This window comes from Actinomadura bangladeshensis, from assembly GCF_004348335.1.
GTDB classification, from domain to species: Bacteria; Actinomycetota; Actinomycetes; order Streptosporangiales; family Streptosporangiaceae; genus Spirillospora; species Spirillospora bangladeshensis.
In genome coordinates, this window is the sequence record NZ_SMJW01000067.1 from 1 (window position 1) to 16,818 (window position 16,818).

General features: G+C 74.3%; 15 protein-coding genes. 7 read left to right on the forward strand and 8 right to left on the reverse strand.

Features of this window, described 5'->3' with window-relative positions:
- On the forward strand, positions 1–885 hold an 885-nt coding region (locus E1284_RS15440; protein ID WP_165965281.1), incomplete at its 5' end, for a fibronectin type III domain-containing protein.
- Positions 886–918: 33 nt separating this feature from the next.
- On the opposite strand, the gene E1284_RS15445 is transcribed toward E1284_RS15440, so the two are convergent.
- Entirely contained in the window at positions 919–2,541 is a 1,623-nt protein-coding gene (locus tag E1284_RS15445; protein ID WP_131939776.1) for a serine/threonine-protein kinase, read from the reverse strand.
- Between the two features lie 391 nt (positions 2,542–2,932).
- Here E1284_RS15445 and E1284_RS41485 point away from each other — a divergent pair, with 391 nt between their 5' ends.
- The 3 genes from E1284_RS41485 to E1284_RS15460 all read left to right on the forward strand — a co-directional run bounded on the left by E1284_RS41485 (position 2,933) and on the right by E1284_RS15460 (position 6,696).
- Entirely contained in the window at positions 2,933–4,426 is a 1,494-nt protein-coding gene (locus E1284_RS41485) for a hypothetical protein (protein WP_165965282.1), read from the forward strand.
- A 77-nt stretch (positions 4,427–4,503) separates the two neighbouring features.
- Positions 4,504–5,649 (forward strand): CaiB/BaiF CoA transferase family protein, encoded by a 1,146-nt coding sequence (locus E1284_RS15455; protein WP_131939777.1) that lies wholly within the window; start codon positions 4,504–4,506, stop codon positions 5,647–5,649.
- Between the two features lie 189 nt (positions 5,650–5,838).
- Positions 5,839–6,696, forward strand: coding sequence for an alpha/beta fold hydrolase (locus E1284_RS15460; RefSeq protein ID WP_131939778.1), 858 nt, complete (start codon positions 5,839–5,841; stop codon positions 6,694–6,696).
- Between the two features lie 134 nt (positions 6,697–6,830).
- Here the strand turns inward: E1284_RS15460 and E1284_RS15465 are convergent, their stop codons facing one another.
- The 6 genes from E1284_RS15465 to E1284_RS15490 form a co-directional block, all read right to left on the reverse strand.
- Positions 6,831–7,970, reverse strand: a complete 1,140-nt coding sequence (locus E1284_RS15465) for an acyl-CoA dehydrogenase family protein (RefSeq protein WP_131939779.1) — start codon at positions 7,968–7,970, stop codon at positions 6,831–6,833.
- A 113-nt stretch (positions 7,971–8,083) separates the two neighbouring features.
- Entirely contained in the window at positions 8,084–9,337 is a 1,254-nt protein-coding gene (locus E1284_RS15470) for an aspartate aminotransferase family protein (RefSeq protein WP_131939780.1), read from the reverse strand.
- A 77-nt stretch (positions 9,338–9,414) separates the two neighbouring features.
- Complete coding sequence (locus tag E1284_RS15475) at positions 9,415–10,080, reverse strand: GntR family transcriptional regulator (RefSeq protein WP_131939781.1); 666 nt, start codon at positions 10,078–10,080, stop codon at positions 9,415–9,417.
- Between the two features lie 17 nt (positions 10,081–10,097).
- Positions 10,098–10,934 carry a maleate cis-trans isomerase family protein gene (locus tag E1284_RS15480; protein ID WP_131939782.1) on the reverse strand — a complete coding sequence of 279 codons (837 nt, stop codon included), beginning with the start codon at positions 10,932–10,934 and terminating at the stop codon, positions 10,098–10,100.
- 44 nt (positions 10,935–10,978) lie between these two features.
- On the reverse strand, positions 10,979–11,740 hold the full coding sequence (locus E1284_RS15485; RefSeq protein WP_165965283.1) for a maleate cis-trans isomerase family protein: 762 nt from the start codon (positions 11,738–11,740) through the stop codon (positions 10,979–10,981).
- Positions 11,741–11,756: 16 nt separating this feature from the next.
- Positions 11,757–12,239, reverse strand: coding sequence for a DUF3830 family protein (locus tag E1284_RS15490; RefSeq protein ID WP_131939795.1), 483 nt, complete (start codon positions 12,237–12,239; stop codon positions 11,757–11,759).
- 303 nt (positions 12,240–12,542) lie between these two features.
- On the opposite strand from E1284_RS15490, the gene E1284_RS15495 reads away from it, so the two are divergent.
- Complete coding sequence (locus E1284_RS15495) at positions 12,543–13,541, forward strand: D-2-hydroxyacid dehydrogenase (RefSeq protein WP_207923769.1); 999 nt, start codon at positions 12,543–12,545, stop codon at positions 13,539–13,541.
- A 2-nt stretch (positions 13,542–13,543) separates the two neighbouring features.
- Positions 13,544–14,995 (forward strand): amidase, encoded by a 1,452-nt coding sequence (locus E1284_RS15500; protein WP_131939783.1) that lies wholly within the window; start codon positions 13,544–13,546, stop codon positions 14,993–14,995.
- Here the strand turns inward: E1284_RS15500 and E1284_RS15505 are convergent.
- Entirely contained in the window at positions 14,982–15,995 is a 1,014-nt protein-coding gene (locus E1284_RS15505) for an alcohol dehydrogenase catalytic domain-containing protein (protein WP_131939784.1), read from the reverse strand. The genes E1284_RS15500 and E1284_RS15505 overlap by 14 nt on opposite strands.
- Before the next feature lie 124 nt (positions 15,996–16,119).
- Here E1284_RS15505 and E1284_RS15510 point away from each other — a divergent pair, with 124 nt between their 5' ends.
- Positions 16,120–16,815: a TetR/AcrR family transcriptional regulator gene (locus E1284_RS15510; protein WP_131939785.1), complete on the forward strand. Its 696-nt coding sequence runs from the start codon at positions 16,120–16,122 to the stop codon at positions 16,813–16,815.
- The last annotated feature ends 3 nt before the right edge of the window (positions 16,816–16,818 follow it).

Sequence of the window (16,818 nt, forward strand, 5' to 3'; positions counted from 1 at the left end):
GCCCAGCCGACGACGCCGCCGGGCCCGGGGGACCCGCCGAGCGCGCCGTCCAACATCTCCGTCACCCCTGGCGCGGGCACGATGCGGGTCGACTTCCAGCCCTCGCAGGGCGACGGCGTCATCGGGTACGTGCTGAAGGACGTCCCGTCCGGCATGACCGCGAGCCCGTCCGCGGTCCAGGGCGCCGGCCCGTTCACGTTCACCGTGAGCGGCGGGGAGTGCGGGCGCGAGTACCAGTTCCGCGTCGCCGTCCGCTACCGGGACGGACGCGGCCGGACCCGCGAGCAGGTGTCGGCGCCCAGCGACCCGGTGCGGCCGTGCGTGACGCCGGGCGCGCCGACCGGCCTCAAGGCGAAGGCCACCGCGGCCGGGACCGAGGTCGCGTGGAGCCCGCCGCCCGGCGGGGGAGCGGTCACCTACAAGCTCGCCTACAGCGGCCCGGTCAGCGGCTCCGTGTCGGGCACGGCCACGTCCGCGACGCTGAGCGGCGTGTACACGAACGGCAACTACACCTTCACCCTCACGGCGACCAACGGCGCCGGGACCGGGTCGGCCGCCACCCTGTCCGCCGCGCTCGCCGGGCCCGCGGTGAGCTACCCGGTGGAGCGCAACGGCAACTCCGACGCCTACATCAGGCCGACGGCCGACGCGAACAGCAGCGGCCAACTCCTCGCGACCATGCACGACAACAACGGCGAGATGGTCGCCGTCCACTGCCAGGAGAAGGGCGCCTACTACCGGCACCCGAACGACGCCAACCTCGCCGGCGACATGTACGCCAAGATCACCTACAAGGGCGCGACCGGCTACGTCATCGGCTACCTGGTCAACACCCCGGGCGACTGGAAGAGCTTCGCCGGGCCGCCCGTCTGGAAGTGCAAGTAGGGCGGCCGGCCGGCCCCGCCGGGCGGCCGCCGGTCAGCCGCGCTTCTGCTGCCCGGCCTTGGTGACGCACGTGCGCTCCGACCAGGCCACGTCCGGTGCGCGCCCCTGGTTGAGGCGCAGCACCGCGCCGACCCGGAAGCAGTAGGCGGTCTTGGGCCGCAGGCCCGGGACGGTCGCCGCGCGCGACCCCGCCGGGACCGTCGTGATCGGCTGCGACCCGGCCGGCTGCCGCTGGACGAGCAGCGGAAGCTCCCGCGCGGCGGGCGGCAGCGCCCAGGCGAGCGCGACCGCCCGGCCGGCGTGCCGGGCGGTGAGCTTGCGCGGGCGCGCCGCCGCGAGCTGCGCGGCCGTCACCGGCTCCGGCTCCGGCGCCGCCGTCTGCGGGGCGGCCGGGGACGGCGGGCCCGCGGCCGGCTTCCCGTCCGCGCCGTCCTCGGCGCCACCGCCGCCGTTCGCGAGCGCGAGCGCCCCGACGCCGAGCGCGAGCCCGCCCACCAGCGCCACACCGGCCGCGACGATCAGCCCCCGGCGCGGCCCGTCCTGCGGCCGGCCGGGCAGCGGCCCGGGCGGGCCCGGCTGCGGCGCGCCCGGCGCGCCGGCGTACGGCACGGGCGGCGCGGTGTGCGGCGTCGTCGGCCCGGTGTGGGGTGTGGTCGGCCCCGTGTGCGGTGTGGTGGGGCCGGTGTGGGGTGTGGTGGGGCCGGTGGCGCCGTGCGCGCCGCTCGCGCGCGAGTCGCCGGTCGTCGGCGCCCACTCCGGGACGAGCGGCGGCCCCGGCAGGCCGGGCGCCGGGCCGGGGGTCACGACGCCGCCGCTGTGGGCCACGTCCGTGGCCGGGAGGCCGAGCTCGGCCTGCGTCCGCTGCAGCGCCCGCGCGAACTCCACGGCGGTGGCGAAGCGCTGCTCGGGCGCCTTCGCCATCGCGCGCGCGATGACGTCCACGACCTGCGGCGGGACGTCCGGCCGGGGGATCGGCGGCGGCGCCTCGTGCAGGATCCGCAGCATCAGCGGCGCGATGCCCTCGCCGGCCGGGCCCTTGAACGCCGGGCGCCCGGCGAGCAGCTGGTACAGCGTCGAGCCGAGCGAGTAGATGTCGGCGCCGACGCCGGGCGGCCGGCCCTCCAGCACCTCGGGCGCCGCGTGGTGCGGGGTGAACGCCTGGGTGTGCGTGGCGTCGAAGGAGTCGACCAGGCGGGCGATGCCGAAGTCGGCGAGCGCCGGCTCCCCGTACCGCGACAGCAGCACGTTCTGCGGCTTGACGTCCCGGTGCAGGACGTCGGTCTCGTGGGTGGCGGCGAGCGCGCCCGCCATCTTCACCCCGATCCGCAGCACGTCCGCGACCGGCAGCGGCCCCTCCCGGGCGAGCCGGTCGGTGAGCGCGCCGTGCTCGAAGTACTCCATCGCGATGTAGGGGCGGCCGCCGCGGGTGGTGCCGGTGTCCAGCACGGTCACGATGTTCGGATGCCCCGACAGCCGCCCGGTGATCTTGCATTCGCGCTGGAACCGGCGCATCGCCGCGGAGTCCACCGTGCCGACCGACAGGACCTTCAGCGCGACCATCCGGTCGAGGCGCTCCTGGTGCGCGCGGTAGACGACGCTGAAGCCGCCCTCGCCGACCTGCTCCAGTACCCGGTAGCCCGGGACGTCCTCGCTCATGGGCCGGGGGCCCCTCTCCGTCGCTCGTCGTGTCCCGGTCGCGGCGGGGGCGCGTGCGTCCGGCCGCGTCGGTTCGACGGGACGCGGCACGGACGGTTCCCGGGGAGGTCAACAGCCTAGTACGGGGACGAATCCGGCGCGGCTCCTCGCGTGAAGACCCGGCGGCGCCCGCCTTCGGTGCTCCCCGCAATCGGAAATGGGATGACATTTCCATCGGGCTGATTAATCGTTGTCCCAATTCCGCGCCGTGCGCCGCCCGCCGCGCTCTAACCTCGGGTTTCGCGACGAAGGAACGGCCCAGAAGGAGTGGCCCGCCGTGACGGAAGATGTCATGACGCAGGCGGAGGCGGAAGCGCCGCCGACGGAATCGGCTTATGTGGACCTTGTCCGTATGGCGTATTTCGTTCTGCCGGGCAGGGGGAAGCGCGTCTACCGGCTGGCGATCGCCCGCCGGATCGTGGACGGCGCCGCACGCGGCGCCCGCGACCGCTCCGCGGCCGGGCACGCCCGCCGGCGCACCCGCGTGCTGCGCCGCGCGCTGCGCCCCTCCCGCCGCCTGCAGATCGGCCTCGGCCCGTGGCTGCGGGCGCTGCCCGCGCGGCTGCCCGACCCCGCGCTCACCGCCGCGCTGTCGCGGCTCGCGCCGCACGTCCGCGCCGCCTACGTGCTCCTGCACATCGAGGGGCTGCCCCGCTACCGGGTCCGCGACCAGCTGATCGACCTCGGCGTGCGCGACCCGTGGTCGGCGATCCGCGCCGCCGAGGCCGTCCGGGTGCCGGTGCCGCGCGGCGCCGACCGGTTCGGGCCGGAGACGCTGCGCCCCGTCCGCAACCGGTCGGTGCTGCCGCTCGCGATCGCCGCCGTCCTCACCGCCGGGCTCGTCGGCGCGCTCGTCGCGACCGAGCACGGCGACGCCCGGGAGGCGTCCGCGCGGGCGCCGCGGCCGGTGTCCGCCGCCCCGGACGCCTGGACGCGCGGCGCCCGCACCCTCGACGCGTGGCCCGCGCGCGGCGACCTCGCCGCCGACCGGGCGTTCGTCCGGCGCGCCGCGGGCGCCTGGGCGGACGCGTCCGGCGGCCGCCGCGGCGGCGGCAGCGCCCAGCTCCTGTACGCGGGCCGCCCGGACGGCACGCCGCTCGCCGTCCTGCGCCGCGGCGACCGGCTGGCCCGCTACACCCCCGGCCGCCTGGACGTGTTCCCGACCGGCACCGGCCCGTCCGCCCCGATCGCCCTCGGCGGCGGGCGCTACCTCCTCGCCCCCTGGGACTCCCGGCCCGAGACCTTCGCGGGGGAGCGGCTGGCCGTGTCCGGCGGCGTGACCGCGCCCGTCCGCGCGGGCACCGGCTGCGGGCGCGGCCCGCTGTTCCACCTCGGCTCCCGGACGGTCGGCGACCTCGGCGGCCCGCGCGCGGCCGTCCTCACCCACCACTCGCCCGCGTGGCGCCCGCGCGCCCAGGAGCCCGAGCGCCTCGGCAAGGAGGGCCGCACGGTCTGGGACCGGCTGGCCTGCGCGACGCCCCGCCCGGCGCGGCCGGTGGCGGAGGCGATGGCGTTCGACTTCTGGTCCGGGAAGCTGCCGCACGGCGGCGGGTCCGCCGACTGGGTGTGCACCCGCCTCACCTACGCGGCCGGCGGGAGCACGGGCCAGGCCACGCTGCTCGGCGCGAAGGCGCGGCCCACGGGCGCCTGCGACCCCGGCCGCCCGGTCAGCGGGACGTGGTGGCGGGCCCCACGGTCGGAGGGTTCCGACCGCTGGTACTACCTGGCCGCCGCCGGGCGCGGCCTCGTCCCGCACGCCGACGGCGTCCGCCGCTCGACCACCCGCAAGCGGCTGCTCGTGGCCACCGGGACCCCGCGCACGCCGGTCGCCCTGACCGCCCGCTGAACCGAGCCCGAGTCAGCGCGCGCTTACCCGAATGGTGCACACTGGGAGGGCACCGAACGAGATTCAGGGAGTCGCAGATGGGCAAGGGGCCGCTGTCCGGAGTACGGGTGGTCGAGCTGGCCGGGATCGGACCCGGCCCGGTCGCCGCGATGCTGCTGGCCGACCTCGGCGCCGACGTGATCCGCGTCGACCGCGCCTCCGCCGTCCGGGAGGGGCAGGTGACCGGCGGCACCGACTTCAGCAACCGCGGCAAGCGGTCGATCGCCGTCGACCTGAAGAGCGAGCGGGGCCGCGAGGTCGTCCTGCGCCTGGCCGAGAAGTCCGATGTCCTCATCGAGGGGTTCCGGCCGGGTGTCACCGAGCGCCTCGGCGTCGGCCCGGACGACTGCCTCGCCCGCAACCCGCGGCTCGTCTACGGCCGGATGACCGGCTGGGGCCAGGAGGGCCCGCTGTCGCACACCGCCGGCCACGACGTCGGCTACATCGCCGTCACCGGCGCGCTGCACGCCATCGGCCGCGCCGGCGGCCCGCCGCAGGTCCCGATGAACCTGCTCGGCGACTTCGCCGGCGGCAGCATGTACCTGATCGTCGGCGTGCTGTCCGCCCTGCTGGAGTCCAAGACCAGCGGGCGCGGCCAGGTCGTCGACGCCGCCATCGTGGACGGCACCGCCCACCTGTCCACCTTCATCCACGGCTTCCTCGCGGGCGGCATGTGGGAGGACCGCCGCGGCGTCAACATGCTCGACACCGGCGCCCCCTGGTACGACGTCTACGAGACCTCCGACGGGCGGCACATGGCCGTCGGCGCCATCGAGCCCCAGTTCTACGCCGAGTTCCTGCGCCTCATCGGCCTGGACGACGAGGACCTCCCGCATCAGCACGACCGCGCCGGCTGGCCCGTCCTCCGCGAGCGCTTCACGGCCGTCTTCAAGACGCGGACCCGCGACGAGTGGACGGACGTCTTCGTCCCCAGCGACGCCTGCGTGGCCCCCGTGCTGTCCATGACCGAGGCCGCCGAGCACCCCTACAACACGGCCCGCGACGTCTTCCCCGACCTGGCCGGGCACCGCCAGCCCGCCCCGGCGCCCCGCTTCTCCCGGACCCCCGGCGAGACCGACGGCGTCCCCGCCCTGCCCGGCGGCCACACCCGCGCCATCCTGGCCGACCTCGGCTTCGACGACGCCGACACCCTCCTGAAGGAAGGCGCCGTCACCCAGGCCTGATTCGACGCATTGTGAATCGGCTGACAATTTCTCCCGAGTAACCGGCGGTCGTCCCACAAGACCGGGTCGGAAAGCGGCCGTACGTTGTGGGCACTTCACCCCGATCATCACGGTGATGAGCGGCCGGGCCCGGCGCCTCGCGCGCGGGTCGCGGCCTCTTTTCGGCGTGCCCTCACGAGGGAGATGCTCATGCGTTTCAGACGACTCCGGGCCTGGGCGGTCACCGCCGCGGCGGCGGCCGCCGTGCTCGGCGCGACCGGCATGATCGCGCCCGCCGCGCACGCCGAGACCAGCCCGGACGGCGCGAACGACTGGAACTGCAAGCCGTCGTTCTGGCATCCGCGGCCGGTCGTGCTCGTGCACGGGACGTTCGAGAACATGGCGTTCAACTGGCAGAAACTCTCCCCGGCGCTGAAGAAGGCCGGATACTGCGTCTACGCCCTCAATTACGGCGGCCCGCAGGACGGTCCCATTCAGGGGATCTATGACATCGCCGACTCGGCCGGGGAACTGTCGGCGTTCGTCGACAAGGTGCTCGCCTCGACCGGGGCGACCAAGGTCGACATGGTCGGGCACTCGCAGGGCGGCATGATGCCCCGGTACTACATGAAGTTCCTGGGCGGGGCGGCGAAGGTCAACAAGCTCGTCGGGCTCGTCCCGTCCAACCACGGCACCAGCCTGGCGGGGCTCGTGCAGCTCGGCAGCCTGCTCGGCATCACCCAGGCGGTGGTGAAGGCCGCGCCGGCCGCGGGCCAGCAGATCACCGACTCCGACTTCCTGAAGAACCTCAACGCGGGCGGCGACACGGTGCCCGGCCCGGCCTACATCGTCCTCGCCACCAAGTACGACGAGGTCGTCACGCCCTACACCTCGGCGTTCCTCAACGGCTCGAACGCGCAGAACGTCCTGCTGCAGGACAAGTGCGCGAACGACACCAACGCGCACGTCGGCATCGCCTTCGACCCGGTGGCGATCAAGTTCGTGCTGAACTCGCTCGACATCTGGGGCCCCTACTGGCCCATCGACTGCGGCAACCCGCTCGGCTGACCCGCCCGCCGAGCCGCGTCCGTTCCACCAAGGTCCACCGGCCTACGTTGACCTGCGGCGTGTTGTTGTTATGAGCGCCTCGGAAGCAACAACACGCCGCAGATCAACGAGGCGGCGGCCCGTCGACGTTCGCACTAGAGGCCGAGGCGCTTGGCGGCGATCTCGTTCATGATCTCGTTGGTGCCGCCGCCGATGCCGAGGATGCGGGCGTCGCGGTAGTGGCGCTCCACCTCCGACTCGCGCATGTAGCCCATGCCGCCGTGCAGCTGGACGGCCTCGTGCACGACGTGCTCGCAGGCGAGGACGGCGGTGTTCTTGGCGTAGGCGGTCTCGGTGAGCACGTCCTCGCCCGCCGCGTACCGCTCGGCGACCGCCCGGGTGTAGGTGCGGGCCACGTCCGTCCGCCGCGCCATCTCGGCGATCTTGTGCCGGACGAGCTGCCGGGACGCGAGCGGGCGGCCGAAGGTGTCCCGCTCCCGGACCCAGCCGAGGGTGAGGTCCAGGCAGCGCTGCGCCGTCGCGTACGCCTGGACCGCGAGGGACAGCCGCTCGGTCACGAAGTTCTGCACGATCTGCAGGAACCCGCTGTTCTCCGCGCCGACCAGGTTCGCCGCCGGCACGCGGACGTCGCTGAACGACAGCTCCGCCGTGTCGGAGCAGAGCCAGCCCATCTTGCGCAGCGGCTCGGACACCGCGAAGCCCGGCGCGCCCTTCTCGATGACCAGGAGGGAGATGCCGTCGAAGCCGGGCCCGCCCGTCCGCACCGCCGTGGTGACGAAGTCCGCGCGCACGCCCGAGGTGATGAACAGCTTGGCGCCGTTGACGACGTAGTGGCCGCCGTCGCGGACGGCGGTGGTGCGGATGCCCGCGACGTCCGAGCCGGTGCCGGGCTCGGTGATGCCGAGCGCGCCGATCATCTCGCCGGCGAGCACCGGCCGGGCGAACCGGTCGATCAGGGCGTCGTCGCCGGAGGCGATGATGTGCGGCAGCGCGATCCCGTGCGTGAACAGCGACGCGACGACGCCGCCGGACCCGCCCGACTGGATGATCTCCTCGGCGACGATCAGCGCGTCGAACAGGTCCCCGCCGGACCCGCCGGCCTGCTCCGGAAACCCGGCGCCGAGCAGCCCCGCCGCGGCCGCCCGCGCGTGCAGGTCACGGGGGAGTTCGCCCGCGTCCTCCCAGTCCGCGAGATGGGGGACGATCTCCCGGGCCGTGAAGTCGCGGACGAGCCGGCGCAGCGCGGCGCGCTCGGGGGTGTGCCAGGGACGCAACGCGCCTCCTCGATGTCAGAACCAGATTCGGAATCTAACAGCAGGCAGGCGCGCGGCCGAGCGAGGGGCGGCGCGTCCGGCCTCGCCCCGGACGCGCCGCCCCCGCCGGGCGGTCAGCCGGCCGCGACCGCGACCGCCTCGGTCCAGAGCCCGAGGGCGTCGTCGATCTGCTCCCCGGTGACGATCAGCGGCGGGATCATCCGGACGACGTTGCCGTGCGCGCCGCAGGTCAGCAGCAGCAGGCCGCGCTCGGTGGCGGCCCGGTGCGCCCGCTGCGCGGCGGCCGCGTCGGGCTCGCCGTCCGGCGTGGTGAACTCGCTGGCCTGCATCAGGCCGAGCCCCCGCACGTCGCCGATCTCCGGGTGGTCGGCGGCGACCTTGCGCAGCCCGTCGTTCAGCCGGGCGCCCTGCCGGGCGGCGTTGCCGACGAGGTCCTCGTCCTGGATGACCTGGAGCGTCGCCAGCGCCGCCGCGCACGCGACGGCGTTGCCGCCGTAGGTGCCGCCCTGCGAGCCGGGCCATGCCTTCTCCATCAGCGCCGTCGGCGCCGCGATCGCCGACAGCGGGAAGCCGCTGGCCAGGCCCTTGGCGGTGATGAGGACGTCGGGGCGCGCGGCCGAGTGCTCGTGGCCCCAGAACCGGCCGGTGCGGCCGTACCCGGTCTGCACCTCGTCCATGATCAGCAGGATGCCGTGCCGGTCGGCGCGCTCGCGCAGCCCCTCCAGGAACGCGGGCGGCGCCGGGATGTAGCCGCCCTCGCCGAGGACGGGCTCGACGACGAACGCCGCGGTGTCGGACGCCGGGCTCGCGGTGACGAGCAGGTAGTCCAGCTCGCGCAGCGCGAACCGGGTCGCCTCCTCCTCCGTCCACCCGTACCGGTAGGCCTGCGGGAACGGCGCGATGGCCGCGCCCGGCATCAGCGGGCCGATGCCCGCGCGGAACTTCGTGCCGGCCGTGGTGAGGGCGGCGGCGCCCATCGTCCGGCCGTGGAAGGAGCCGTGGAAGACGACGATGTTCGGGCGGCCGGTGGCGTGCCGGGCCAGCCGGACGGACGCCTCGACGGCCTCGCTGCCGCTGTTGAGGAAGAACAGCGAGTCCAGGCCGTCCGGCAGGACGTCGCCGAGCGCGTCGACCAGCCGCAGCAGCGGCTCGTGCATGACGGTCGTGTACTGGCCGTGGATGAGCGTGCCGACCTGCTCCCGCGCCGCCTCCACCACCCGCGGGTGGCAGTGGCCGGTGTTGGTGACGCCGATGCCCGCGGTGAAGTCCAGGTGCCGGCGGCCGTCCGTGTCGTAGAGGTACACGCCCTCGCCGCGTTCGGCCAGGACGGGGGTGGCCTGCTTGAGCAGGGGTGACAGCGTAGCCATGCGTGTCCCTCCGGTAGATTGTCGACAATCTGCAATGTAGGCGCCCCTGGGAACCGATGTCCAGGGGCGGTCCCCTTCTAGGCGCGGGAGCTGCTGAGCCGGCGGATGGAGTCGGTCATGTGCTCCTCGATGAGCCCGAGCAGCCGCTCCTCCTCGCCGTCGCCGATCGCGTCGACGAGCCGGCGGTGCTCCTCGACGAGGTCGGACGGCTCGGGGTAGGTGTCCTGCAGCGCGTTCAGGCACATCCGGGTCTCGACCAGCAGGGTGTGCGCCATCCGCTCCAGCCGGGGGCTCCCGGACGAGCTGACCAGCACCTCGTGGAACGCCTGGTCGGCGTCGCTCATCGCGACCCGGTCGCGCTGCCGGGCCGCCTCCACCAGCGCTTCGAGGGCCTCGGTGAGGCGGGCGACCGCCTCACCGCGGTTCCGCTCCATGATCAGCTTGCAGGCCTCGCGCTCGATCGCGAGCCGGGCGAGGTAGACGTCCTCGACGTCCCCCTCGTCCAGCGTGATCACGAACAGCCCGCGGTGCGGCTCGCTGACCAGCAGTCCCTCCTGGACGAGCCGCTGCATCGCCTCGCGCAGCGGGCCGCGGCTGATGCCGAGGCGCGCGGCGAGGTCGGCCTCGCCGAGCTGCGCGCCGGGCTCCAGCGACCCGTACATGATCGCCGAGCGCAGCTCGTCCGAGACGATCTCGACGGTCGACTTGCGGGGGACAGGTTCCAGCTCACCCAAACGGCCCATGCCGCGGGCCCCTTTCGTCATAGCTGCCAGGGATGTCGTCCCCGCTCGGCCGGGACGCCGGCCGGGACGGCGGCGCCGGCGGCGGGGACGGCGGTCGGGGCGCCGGCCGGGACGGCGAACAGCCGGCCCAGCCCGGTGCGCGGCGGGAGCCCCCCGGGGCCGGACGCGAGCCGCAGCCCCTCCCACACGCTCACCTGGTTGGCGGTGAGGACCGGCTTGCCGACCCGCGCCTCCAGCTCGTCGAGCCAGGACACGGTGTGCAGCGCGGTGTCGGGCACCAGCACCGCCTCGGCGTCCGGATGGTCGTTGGCCGCGACGAAGGCGAGCACCTCGTCGCGCCCGAGGGTGCCGACCTCGGCGGCGGTGACGATGCCCCGGCAGGACAGCGCCACCACCTCGATGCCGGCGTGGCCGAGGAAGCCGGCGAACCGCTCGGCGACGTCGGCCGGGTAGGTCGCGGCGACCGCGACCCGGGACAGCCCGAGCGCCCGCGCGGCGTGCACGAACGCGAACGACGTGCTGGACGCCGGCACGCCCGCCGCCTCGCGCACGCCCGCGACCTGCGCGGCGGCGCCGTCCCAGCCGAACACGAAGCTCCCGCTGGTGCAGGCCCACACGGCGGCCCGGACGCCCAGCCCGCGCAGGGTGCGCGCCCCCTCGCCGAGCACGTCGGCGCCGCCGATGTCGAGCAGCGCGTCGACGCGGTGCGCGTCCTCGCGCATGAGCGTGTGCACCACCGGAAGGCTGACCTCGCCCGCGCCCGAACGGTTCAGGGCGCGCTCGATGGCGGGGTAGTCGTCCTCGGCGCTGTAGCCCGGATACAGGAACCCGACGCTCACCGCGTTCTGCCGCATGGTGCCGGCAATCCTACCTTCGCCGATCATGGAGCCCCTTCCCGTCACGCCGCGGTGGTCGGCGCGAGCTGCGCCAGCGACTGCCCGGGACCGGCCGCGGTGCGGCCCATCGCGCGCAGTGCCGAGCACATCGTCACCTGGTTGGCGGTCAGCACCGGCTTGCAGATCATCTGCTCCAGCGGCGCGATGATGTCGTAGGTGGGGACGTTCGTGCAGCTGATGAAGACGGCCTCGGCCTCCGGGGCGTCCACCGTCGACACCGCCGACACGATCTCGCCGTAGCCGACCTTCCAGATGTGGCTGAGCAGCCCCATCCCGACCGACGACACGACCTCGATGCCGTACTCGCCGAGGAACGACACGAGCCGGTCGGTGACCGCGTCTATGTACGGGGTGACGACCGCGATACGTGAGACGTCCAGCAGCCGCAGCGACTCCACCAGCGCGCCCGAGGTGGTGGTCGACACCGGGGCGCCGGCCATCATCATCGACTCGTGCAGCTCCAGCTCGCCCGCCTTGCCGCGGATGAAGCTGCCGGACGCGCAGGCGTAGGCGACGGCGAGCGGCTCGGGCGCGAGGACGTCCCGGGTCGCCTGCCGGACGATCGACTGGTCCGACAGCGCGGACGCCATCTCCACGGTGACCGGGACGGGGACGTACGGGAGCCGGGTCATGAACAGCGACACGTCGTCGGGCGTCCAGCGCCACAGTTCGCGGTCGAGGGCGAAGTCGAACGGCGCGACCACCCCGATGCCGTGCTGGGCCAGCAGCTCGGGGCCGACGACCAGCGTGGGGTCGAATGTCATCTGCGAGGCCACCGCTCTAGGACTCGGCGCGGCTGTAGACCAGGCGCTCGCCGACGCCGCCGGAGCGCCAGACGTCGTTGCACGCCTCGGCCATCCGGTCGAGCCCGTCGACGATCGTCGCGTACACGTTGCCGGGCACCCACCCGACGTCACCGTTGAGCAGCAGGTTGTTGCGTCCGTAGAAGATGGCGAGGTCGATGACGCCGGGCAGCGCGTGGATGTTCTTCTCCTCCTTGAACTTCCGGTCGAGCATGCCGCCGGCGAAGGAGAAGTAGACGACGTCGCCCGGGATGGGGGTGACGGTGGGGTTCTCGAGGCCGACCTCGTCCTCGGAGAACCGTTCGACCATCGTGTAGACCTCGTTGCGGGCGTACTTGGCGTGGTAGGCGTCCCCGCCGAGGGGCAGGGAGTTCCACACCGCCTCGCACGTCCGCGGCGCGTCCTTTTCCAGCAGCTCCGCGACGCATGACACGCCGCGACGCTCCAGTGTGATGGTCATGAGCTTGGACATGCTGGACCTCCCCGTGAACAGGGGTGGGCGAGAGCGTCGCCACCCGAAGGACTCTCATGTTCGTGGGGGAGACCCCCACACCCCCGACGGGGGCTGTTGGAGCGCTCTGGGATCCGTCATGGCCTGTGCATGGGCAACGGTTGCGACGGTCTTGCAGCACATCTCGGAGCGGCGGACCGTGGGCCGCGGTGCACCGCGCTGATTGTTGACAATCCTACGAACGCTTCCTAGCGTGTCAATGCCTTGCCGAGTTGCCTTCTCGTAAACTCCGCACACCCGGAAGTGACGCCGATGGAGCCTGTTCAGCATGCGGCCGGTGGGCCGGTGGACGTGGTGGTCCTGGTGGGCGACGTCCATCCGCGCGGCATGGAGGCGGCCGAGGGCCTCGCGCGGGTGCGCTATGTGACCGGGAAAGACCTGGCAGAGGCCCTGCCCGGCGCCGACGCCGTCTTCATGTGGGACTTCCTGTCGGACGCGCTCGCGGGCGCGTGGCCGGCCGCCGGCGGGCCGGGCTGGGTCCACATCGCGAGCGCAGGCGTGGACCGGCTGCTGTTCCCGGCCCTCGTCGAAGGCCACACGATCGTCACCAATTCGCGAGGAGTCTTCGACGAGCCGATCGCCGAGTACGTCCTCGGGCTGGTGCTCGCCTTCGCCAAGGACCTCCGCACCACCTTCCGGCTGCAGGACGAGCGCCGCTGGCGGCACCGGGAGACCGAGCGGATCACCGGCGCCCGCGCGCTCGTCATCGGCACCGGGCCGATCGGCCGCGCCATCGGCCGCCGCCTCACCGCCGCCGGGCTCGCCGTCACCGGCGCCGGCCGGACCGCCCGCGAGACCGACCCCGACCTCGGCACCGTGCTGCCGATGGAGCGGCTGGACGAGGCGCTCGCCGAGGCCGACTACGTCGTGCTCGCCGCGCCGCTGACCCCGCAGACCCGCGGCATGATCGACGCCGCCGCGCTGGACCGGATGCGCCCGTCCGCGCGGCTGATCAACGTGGGGCGCGGCGGGCTGGTCGCCGAGCCCGACCTCGTCAAGGCGCTGCGCGCCGGCCGGATCGCGGGCGCCGCGCTCGACGTGTTCGAGGACGAGCCGCTGCCGCCGTCCTCCCCCCTCTGGGAGATGCCCGGCGTCGTCGTCTCCCCGCACATGTCCGGGGACGTGGTCGGCTGGCGGGACGAGCTCGTCCGGCTGTTCACCGACAACCTCGGCCGGTACGCGTCGGGCCGCCCGCTGCGCAACGTGGTGGACAAGCGGCTCGGCTATGTCGGGTCCAACCAGAGGGGGTAGCCATGAGCGACGCGGCCGATCTGACCGCCACCGAACTGCTGGCCGGGTACGAGGCGGGGGCGCTCTCCCCGGTCGAGGCCGCCGAGGCCGTCCTCGCCCGCATCGCGCGCGACGATCCGGAGTTCAACGCGTTCTGCCTCGTCGACGAGGAGACCACGCTCGACATGGCCCGCGCGGCGGCGGACCGCCGGGCGCGCGGCACGGTGCTCGGCCCGCTGGACGGCGTTCCCGTCTCCATCAAGGACGTCCTGCTCACCCGCGGCTGGCCCACGCTGCGCGGCTCCACGACCATCGACCCGGCGGGCCCCTGGGACGAGGACTCCCCGGCCGTGGCGCGGCTCCGCGAGCAGGGCGCGGTGTTCGTCGGCAAGACGACCACGCCGGAGTTCGCGTGGAAGGGCGTCACCGACAACCCGCTCACCGGCGTCACCCGCAACCCGTGGGACCCGTCCCGCACGCCGGGCGGGTCGTCCGGCGGCGCGGCGGCGGCCGTCGCGGCGGGCATGGCGCCGCTCGCCCTCGGCACCGACGGCGGCGGCTCGGTGCGCATCCCCGCCGCGTTCACCGGCATCTTCACCATCAAGCCGACCTACGGCCGCATCCCGCACTACCCGGCGAGCCCGTTCGGGACGCTCGCGCACACCGGCCCGATGACGAACACGGTCGCGGACGCGGCGCTGCTCCTCGACGCGGTGTGCGGCGCCGACGGCCGGGACTGGTCGGCGCTGCCGCCGCCGGACGTGCCCTTCGCCGAGGGCGGCGCCGACGACCTGACCGGGCTGCGCGTCGCGTTCAGCCCCGACCTCGGCTTCGCGAAGGTCGACCCGGAGGTCGCGGCGTCGGTCGCCGCCGCCGCGGAGTTCTTCACCGAGCTCGGCGCGAAGGTCGAGCAGGCCGATCCGGGGCTCGGCGGCGACCCCGTCGAGGAGTTCGAGGTCCTGTGGTTCGCGGGCGCCGCCAAGGTCGTCGAGCACCTGTCCCCCGAGGCGCGGGCACGGCTCGACCCGGGCCTGCGGGAGATCTGCGAGCAGGGCGCGCGGTACTCGGCCGTCGAGTACCTCACCGCCACGGCCCGCCGCATGGAGCTCGGGCGCCGCATGGGCCTGTTCCACGAGCGGTACGACCTGCTGCTCACGCCGACGATGCCGATCGCCGCGTTCGAGGCCGGCCGGGAGGCGCCGGAGGGCTCGCCGTCCCCGCGCTGGACGAGCTGGACCCCGTTCACCTACCCGTTCAACATGACCCAGCAGCCGGCCGCGAACCTGCCGTGCGGATTCACCGCGGACGGCCTGCCCATCGGCCTCCAGGTGGTCGGCGCCCGGCACGCCGACGCCCTGGTGATGGCCGCGTGCGCGGCTTACGAGCGGGCCCGTCCGTGGCGTGGCCCCAGGTCACGCTCCCGCGGGGGTCCGGGGGGCGTCCCCCGGAATGACGCGCGGTTCACGGGAAGGTGATGACGGTGCGGCCGTGGTGCTCGCCCCGGTCCATCGCGGAGAGGACGTCCGGCGCCTCGTCCAGCGTGACCGGGGTGACCTCGGGGACGATCCCGTGCGCCACCGCGAAGTCGAGGGTGTCGCGCAGGTCGTGCGGCGACCCGGAGGGCACGCCCAGCACCCGGATCCGGTTCATCACGAGCGCGGCCGGCGGCACGCTCACGTTCTCGGCGCCCATGCCGAGGTAGAGCAGGGCGCCGTCGGGGCGCAGGCCGCCGAACGCGGCGAGCCCGGTCGCGGTGTCGGGCGCGGTGTTGACGACCACGTCCGCGCCGCCCCAGGCCCGCAGGGCCTCGGCCGGGTCCTGCTCGGCGGTCGCGATGAACTCCTCGGCGCCGCCGGCCAGCGCCTGCTTCTCGGCGCGGCGCGACCGGGACACGACGGCGACGCGGGCGCCCATCGCGGCGGCGAACCGGAGCGCCATCGTGCCGACCCCGCCGGTGCCGAGCACCGCGACCCGCGACCCGGCGGTGGCGCCGGCGTGCCGGAGCCCGTTGAACGCGGTGATCCCGGCGCACATCAGCGGCGCGCCGGCCACCGGGTCCAGGCCGTCCGGCAGCGGGGTGACGAACCCGGCCCGGCCGACGAAGTACTCGGCGTAGCCGCCGTCGGTGTTGACGCCGGTGACCTGCTTGGGCGCCCCGGTGCACAGGATCTGGTCGCCGCGGGCGCACTGGTCGCAGTGCCCGCAGGAACCGTGGATCCACCCGGTGCCGACCGGGGTGCCGACCGCCGGCCAGTCGACGCCCTCGCCGAGCGCGGCGACGACGCCGCTGATCTCGTGCCCGGGGACGGCCGGGAACGTCCCGAACGGGTAGTGGCCGCGCAGGTGGTTGACCTCGGAGTAGCACATCCCGCACGCGGAGACCTTGACCAGGATCTCGCCGGGGCCGGGTTCCGGCACCGCGCGGTCGACGATCTCCAGCGGCTTGCCGGCGGCGGACAGAACGGCGCTGCGCATGGGCGCATCCTCTCGTGTTCGGCGGCCCGGACGGACCGCCCGTATCGGCGATATAGCGATTACTATAGTGACGCTACAGCGCTCTGCATAGCGATGTTCGGCAAGTTTCTGTAACATCGATGTTGTGACTGCTCAGAAGGACCTCGACACGCGGGACCGGATCGTCCGCGCGGCCGCCAAGCTGATCACCGAGGCGGACGGCGAACCGGTCTCCACGCGTGCCGTGTGCACCGCCGCAGGAGTCGGGGCCCCGACCCTGTACCACCACTTCGGCGACAAGCGCGGCCTGTTCGACGCCGTCGCCGCGCACGGGTTCGAGCAGTACCTGGCGAGCAAGCGCGCCCAGCAGCCCACCGGCGACCCGGTCGACGACCTGCGCCAGGGCTGGGACCTGCACGTCGAGTTCGGCCGCACGCACCCCGCGTTCTACGCGCTGATGTACGGCACGCCCCGGACGCCGCCCGTCGCCGAAGAGGCGCACCGCATCCTGACCGGGCTGGTGGAGGCGGTGGCCCGCGCCGGGCGGCTCGGCATCTCCGTCGAGGCCGCCGCCCGGATGATCCACGCCGCCGGGGTCGGGGTCGTGCTGGCACTGATCTCCGGCGGGGGCGACGGCGAGCTGTCGGTCCGGACCCGCGAGGCCGTACTGACCGCGATCACCGTCGCGGACGCGGAACCGGCCGGCGGCGGCGTCTCGTCCGCCGCCCGCGCGGTCGCCCTGCGCGCCGCCCTGGCCGCCGACCCGCCCCCGGCGCTCACCGCCACGGAGTCGGCGATGCTCGCCGAATGGCTCGACCGCATCGCCACCATCCCGCGCTGACCA

Excerpts from the sequence above, each read along its gene's own strand:
- E1284_RS15445 (WP_131939776.1), bottom strand. The coding sequence starts at position 2,541 with ATGAGCGAGGACGTCCCGGGCTACCGGGTACTGGAGCAGGTCGGCGAG.
- E1284_RS15495 (WP_207923769.1), top strand. The coding sequence starts at position 12,543 with ATGGAGCCTGTTCAGCATGCGGCCGGTGGGCCGGTGGACGTGGTGGTC.
- E1284_RS15455 (WP_131939777.1), top strand. The coding sequence starts at position 4,504 with ATGGGCAAGGGGCCGCTGTCCGGAGTACGGGTGGTCGAGCTGGCCGGG.
- E1284_RS15460 (WP_131939778.1), top strand. The coding sequence starts at position 5,839 with ATGCGTTTCAGACGACTCCGGGCCTGGGCGGTCACCGCCGCGGCGGCG.
- E1284_RS15490 (WP_131939795.1), bottom strand. The coding sequence starts at position 12,239 with ATGACCATCACACTGGAGCGTCGCGGCGTGTCATGCGTCGCGGAGCTG.
- E1284_RS15500 (WP_131939783.1), top strand. The coding sequence starts at position 13,544 with ATGAGCGACGCGGCCGATCTGACCGCCACCGAACTGCTGGCCGGGTAC.
- E1284_RS15505 (WP_131939784.1), bottom strand. The coding sequence starts at position 15,995 with ATGCGCAGCGCCGTTCTGTCCGCCGCCGGCAAGCCGCTGGAGATCGTC.
- E1284_RS15475 (WP_131939781.1), bottom strand. The coding sequence starts at position 10,080 with ATGGGCCGTTTGGGTGAGCTGGAACCTGTCCCCCGCAAGTCGACCGTC.
- E1284_RS41485 (WP_165965282.1), top strand. The coding sequence starts at position 2,933 with ATGGCGTATTTCGTTCTGCCGGGCAGGGGGAAGCGCGTCTACCGGCTG.
- E1284_RS15485 (WP_165965283.1), bottom strand. The coding sequence starts at position 11,740 with ATGACATTCGACCCCACGCTGGTCGTCGGCCCCGAGCTGCTGGCCCAG.
- E1284_RS15470 (WP_131939780.1), bottom strand. The coding sequence starts at position 9,337 with ATGGCTACGCTGTCACCCCTGCTCAAGCAGGCCACCCCCGTCCTGGCC.
- E1284_RS15480 (WP_131939782.1), bottom strand. The coding sequence starts at position 10,934 with ATGCGGCAGAACGCGGTGAGCGTCGGGTTCCTGTATCCGGGCTACAGC.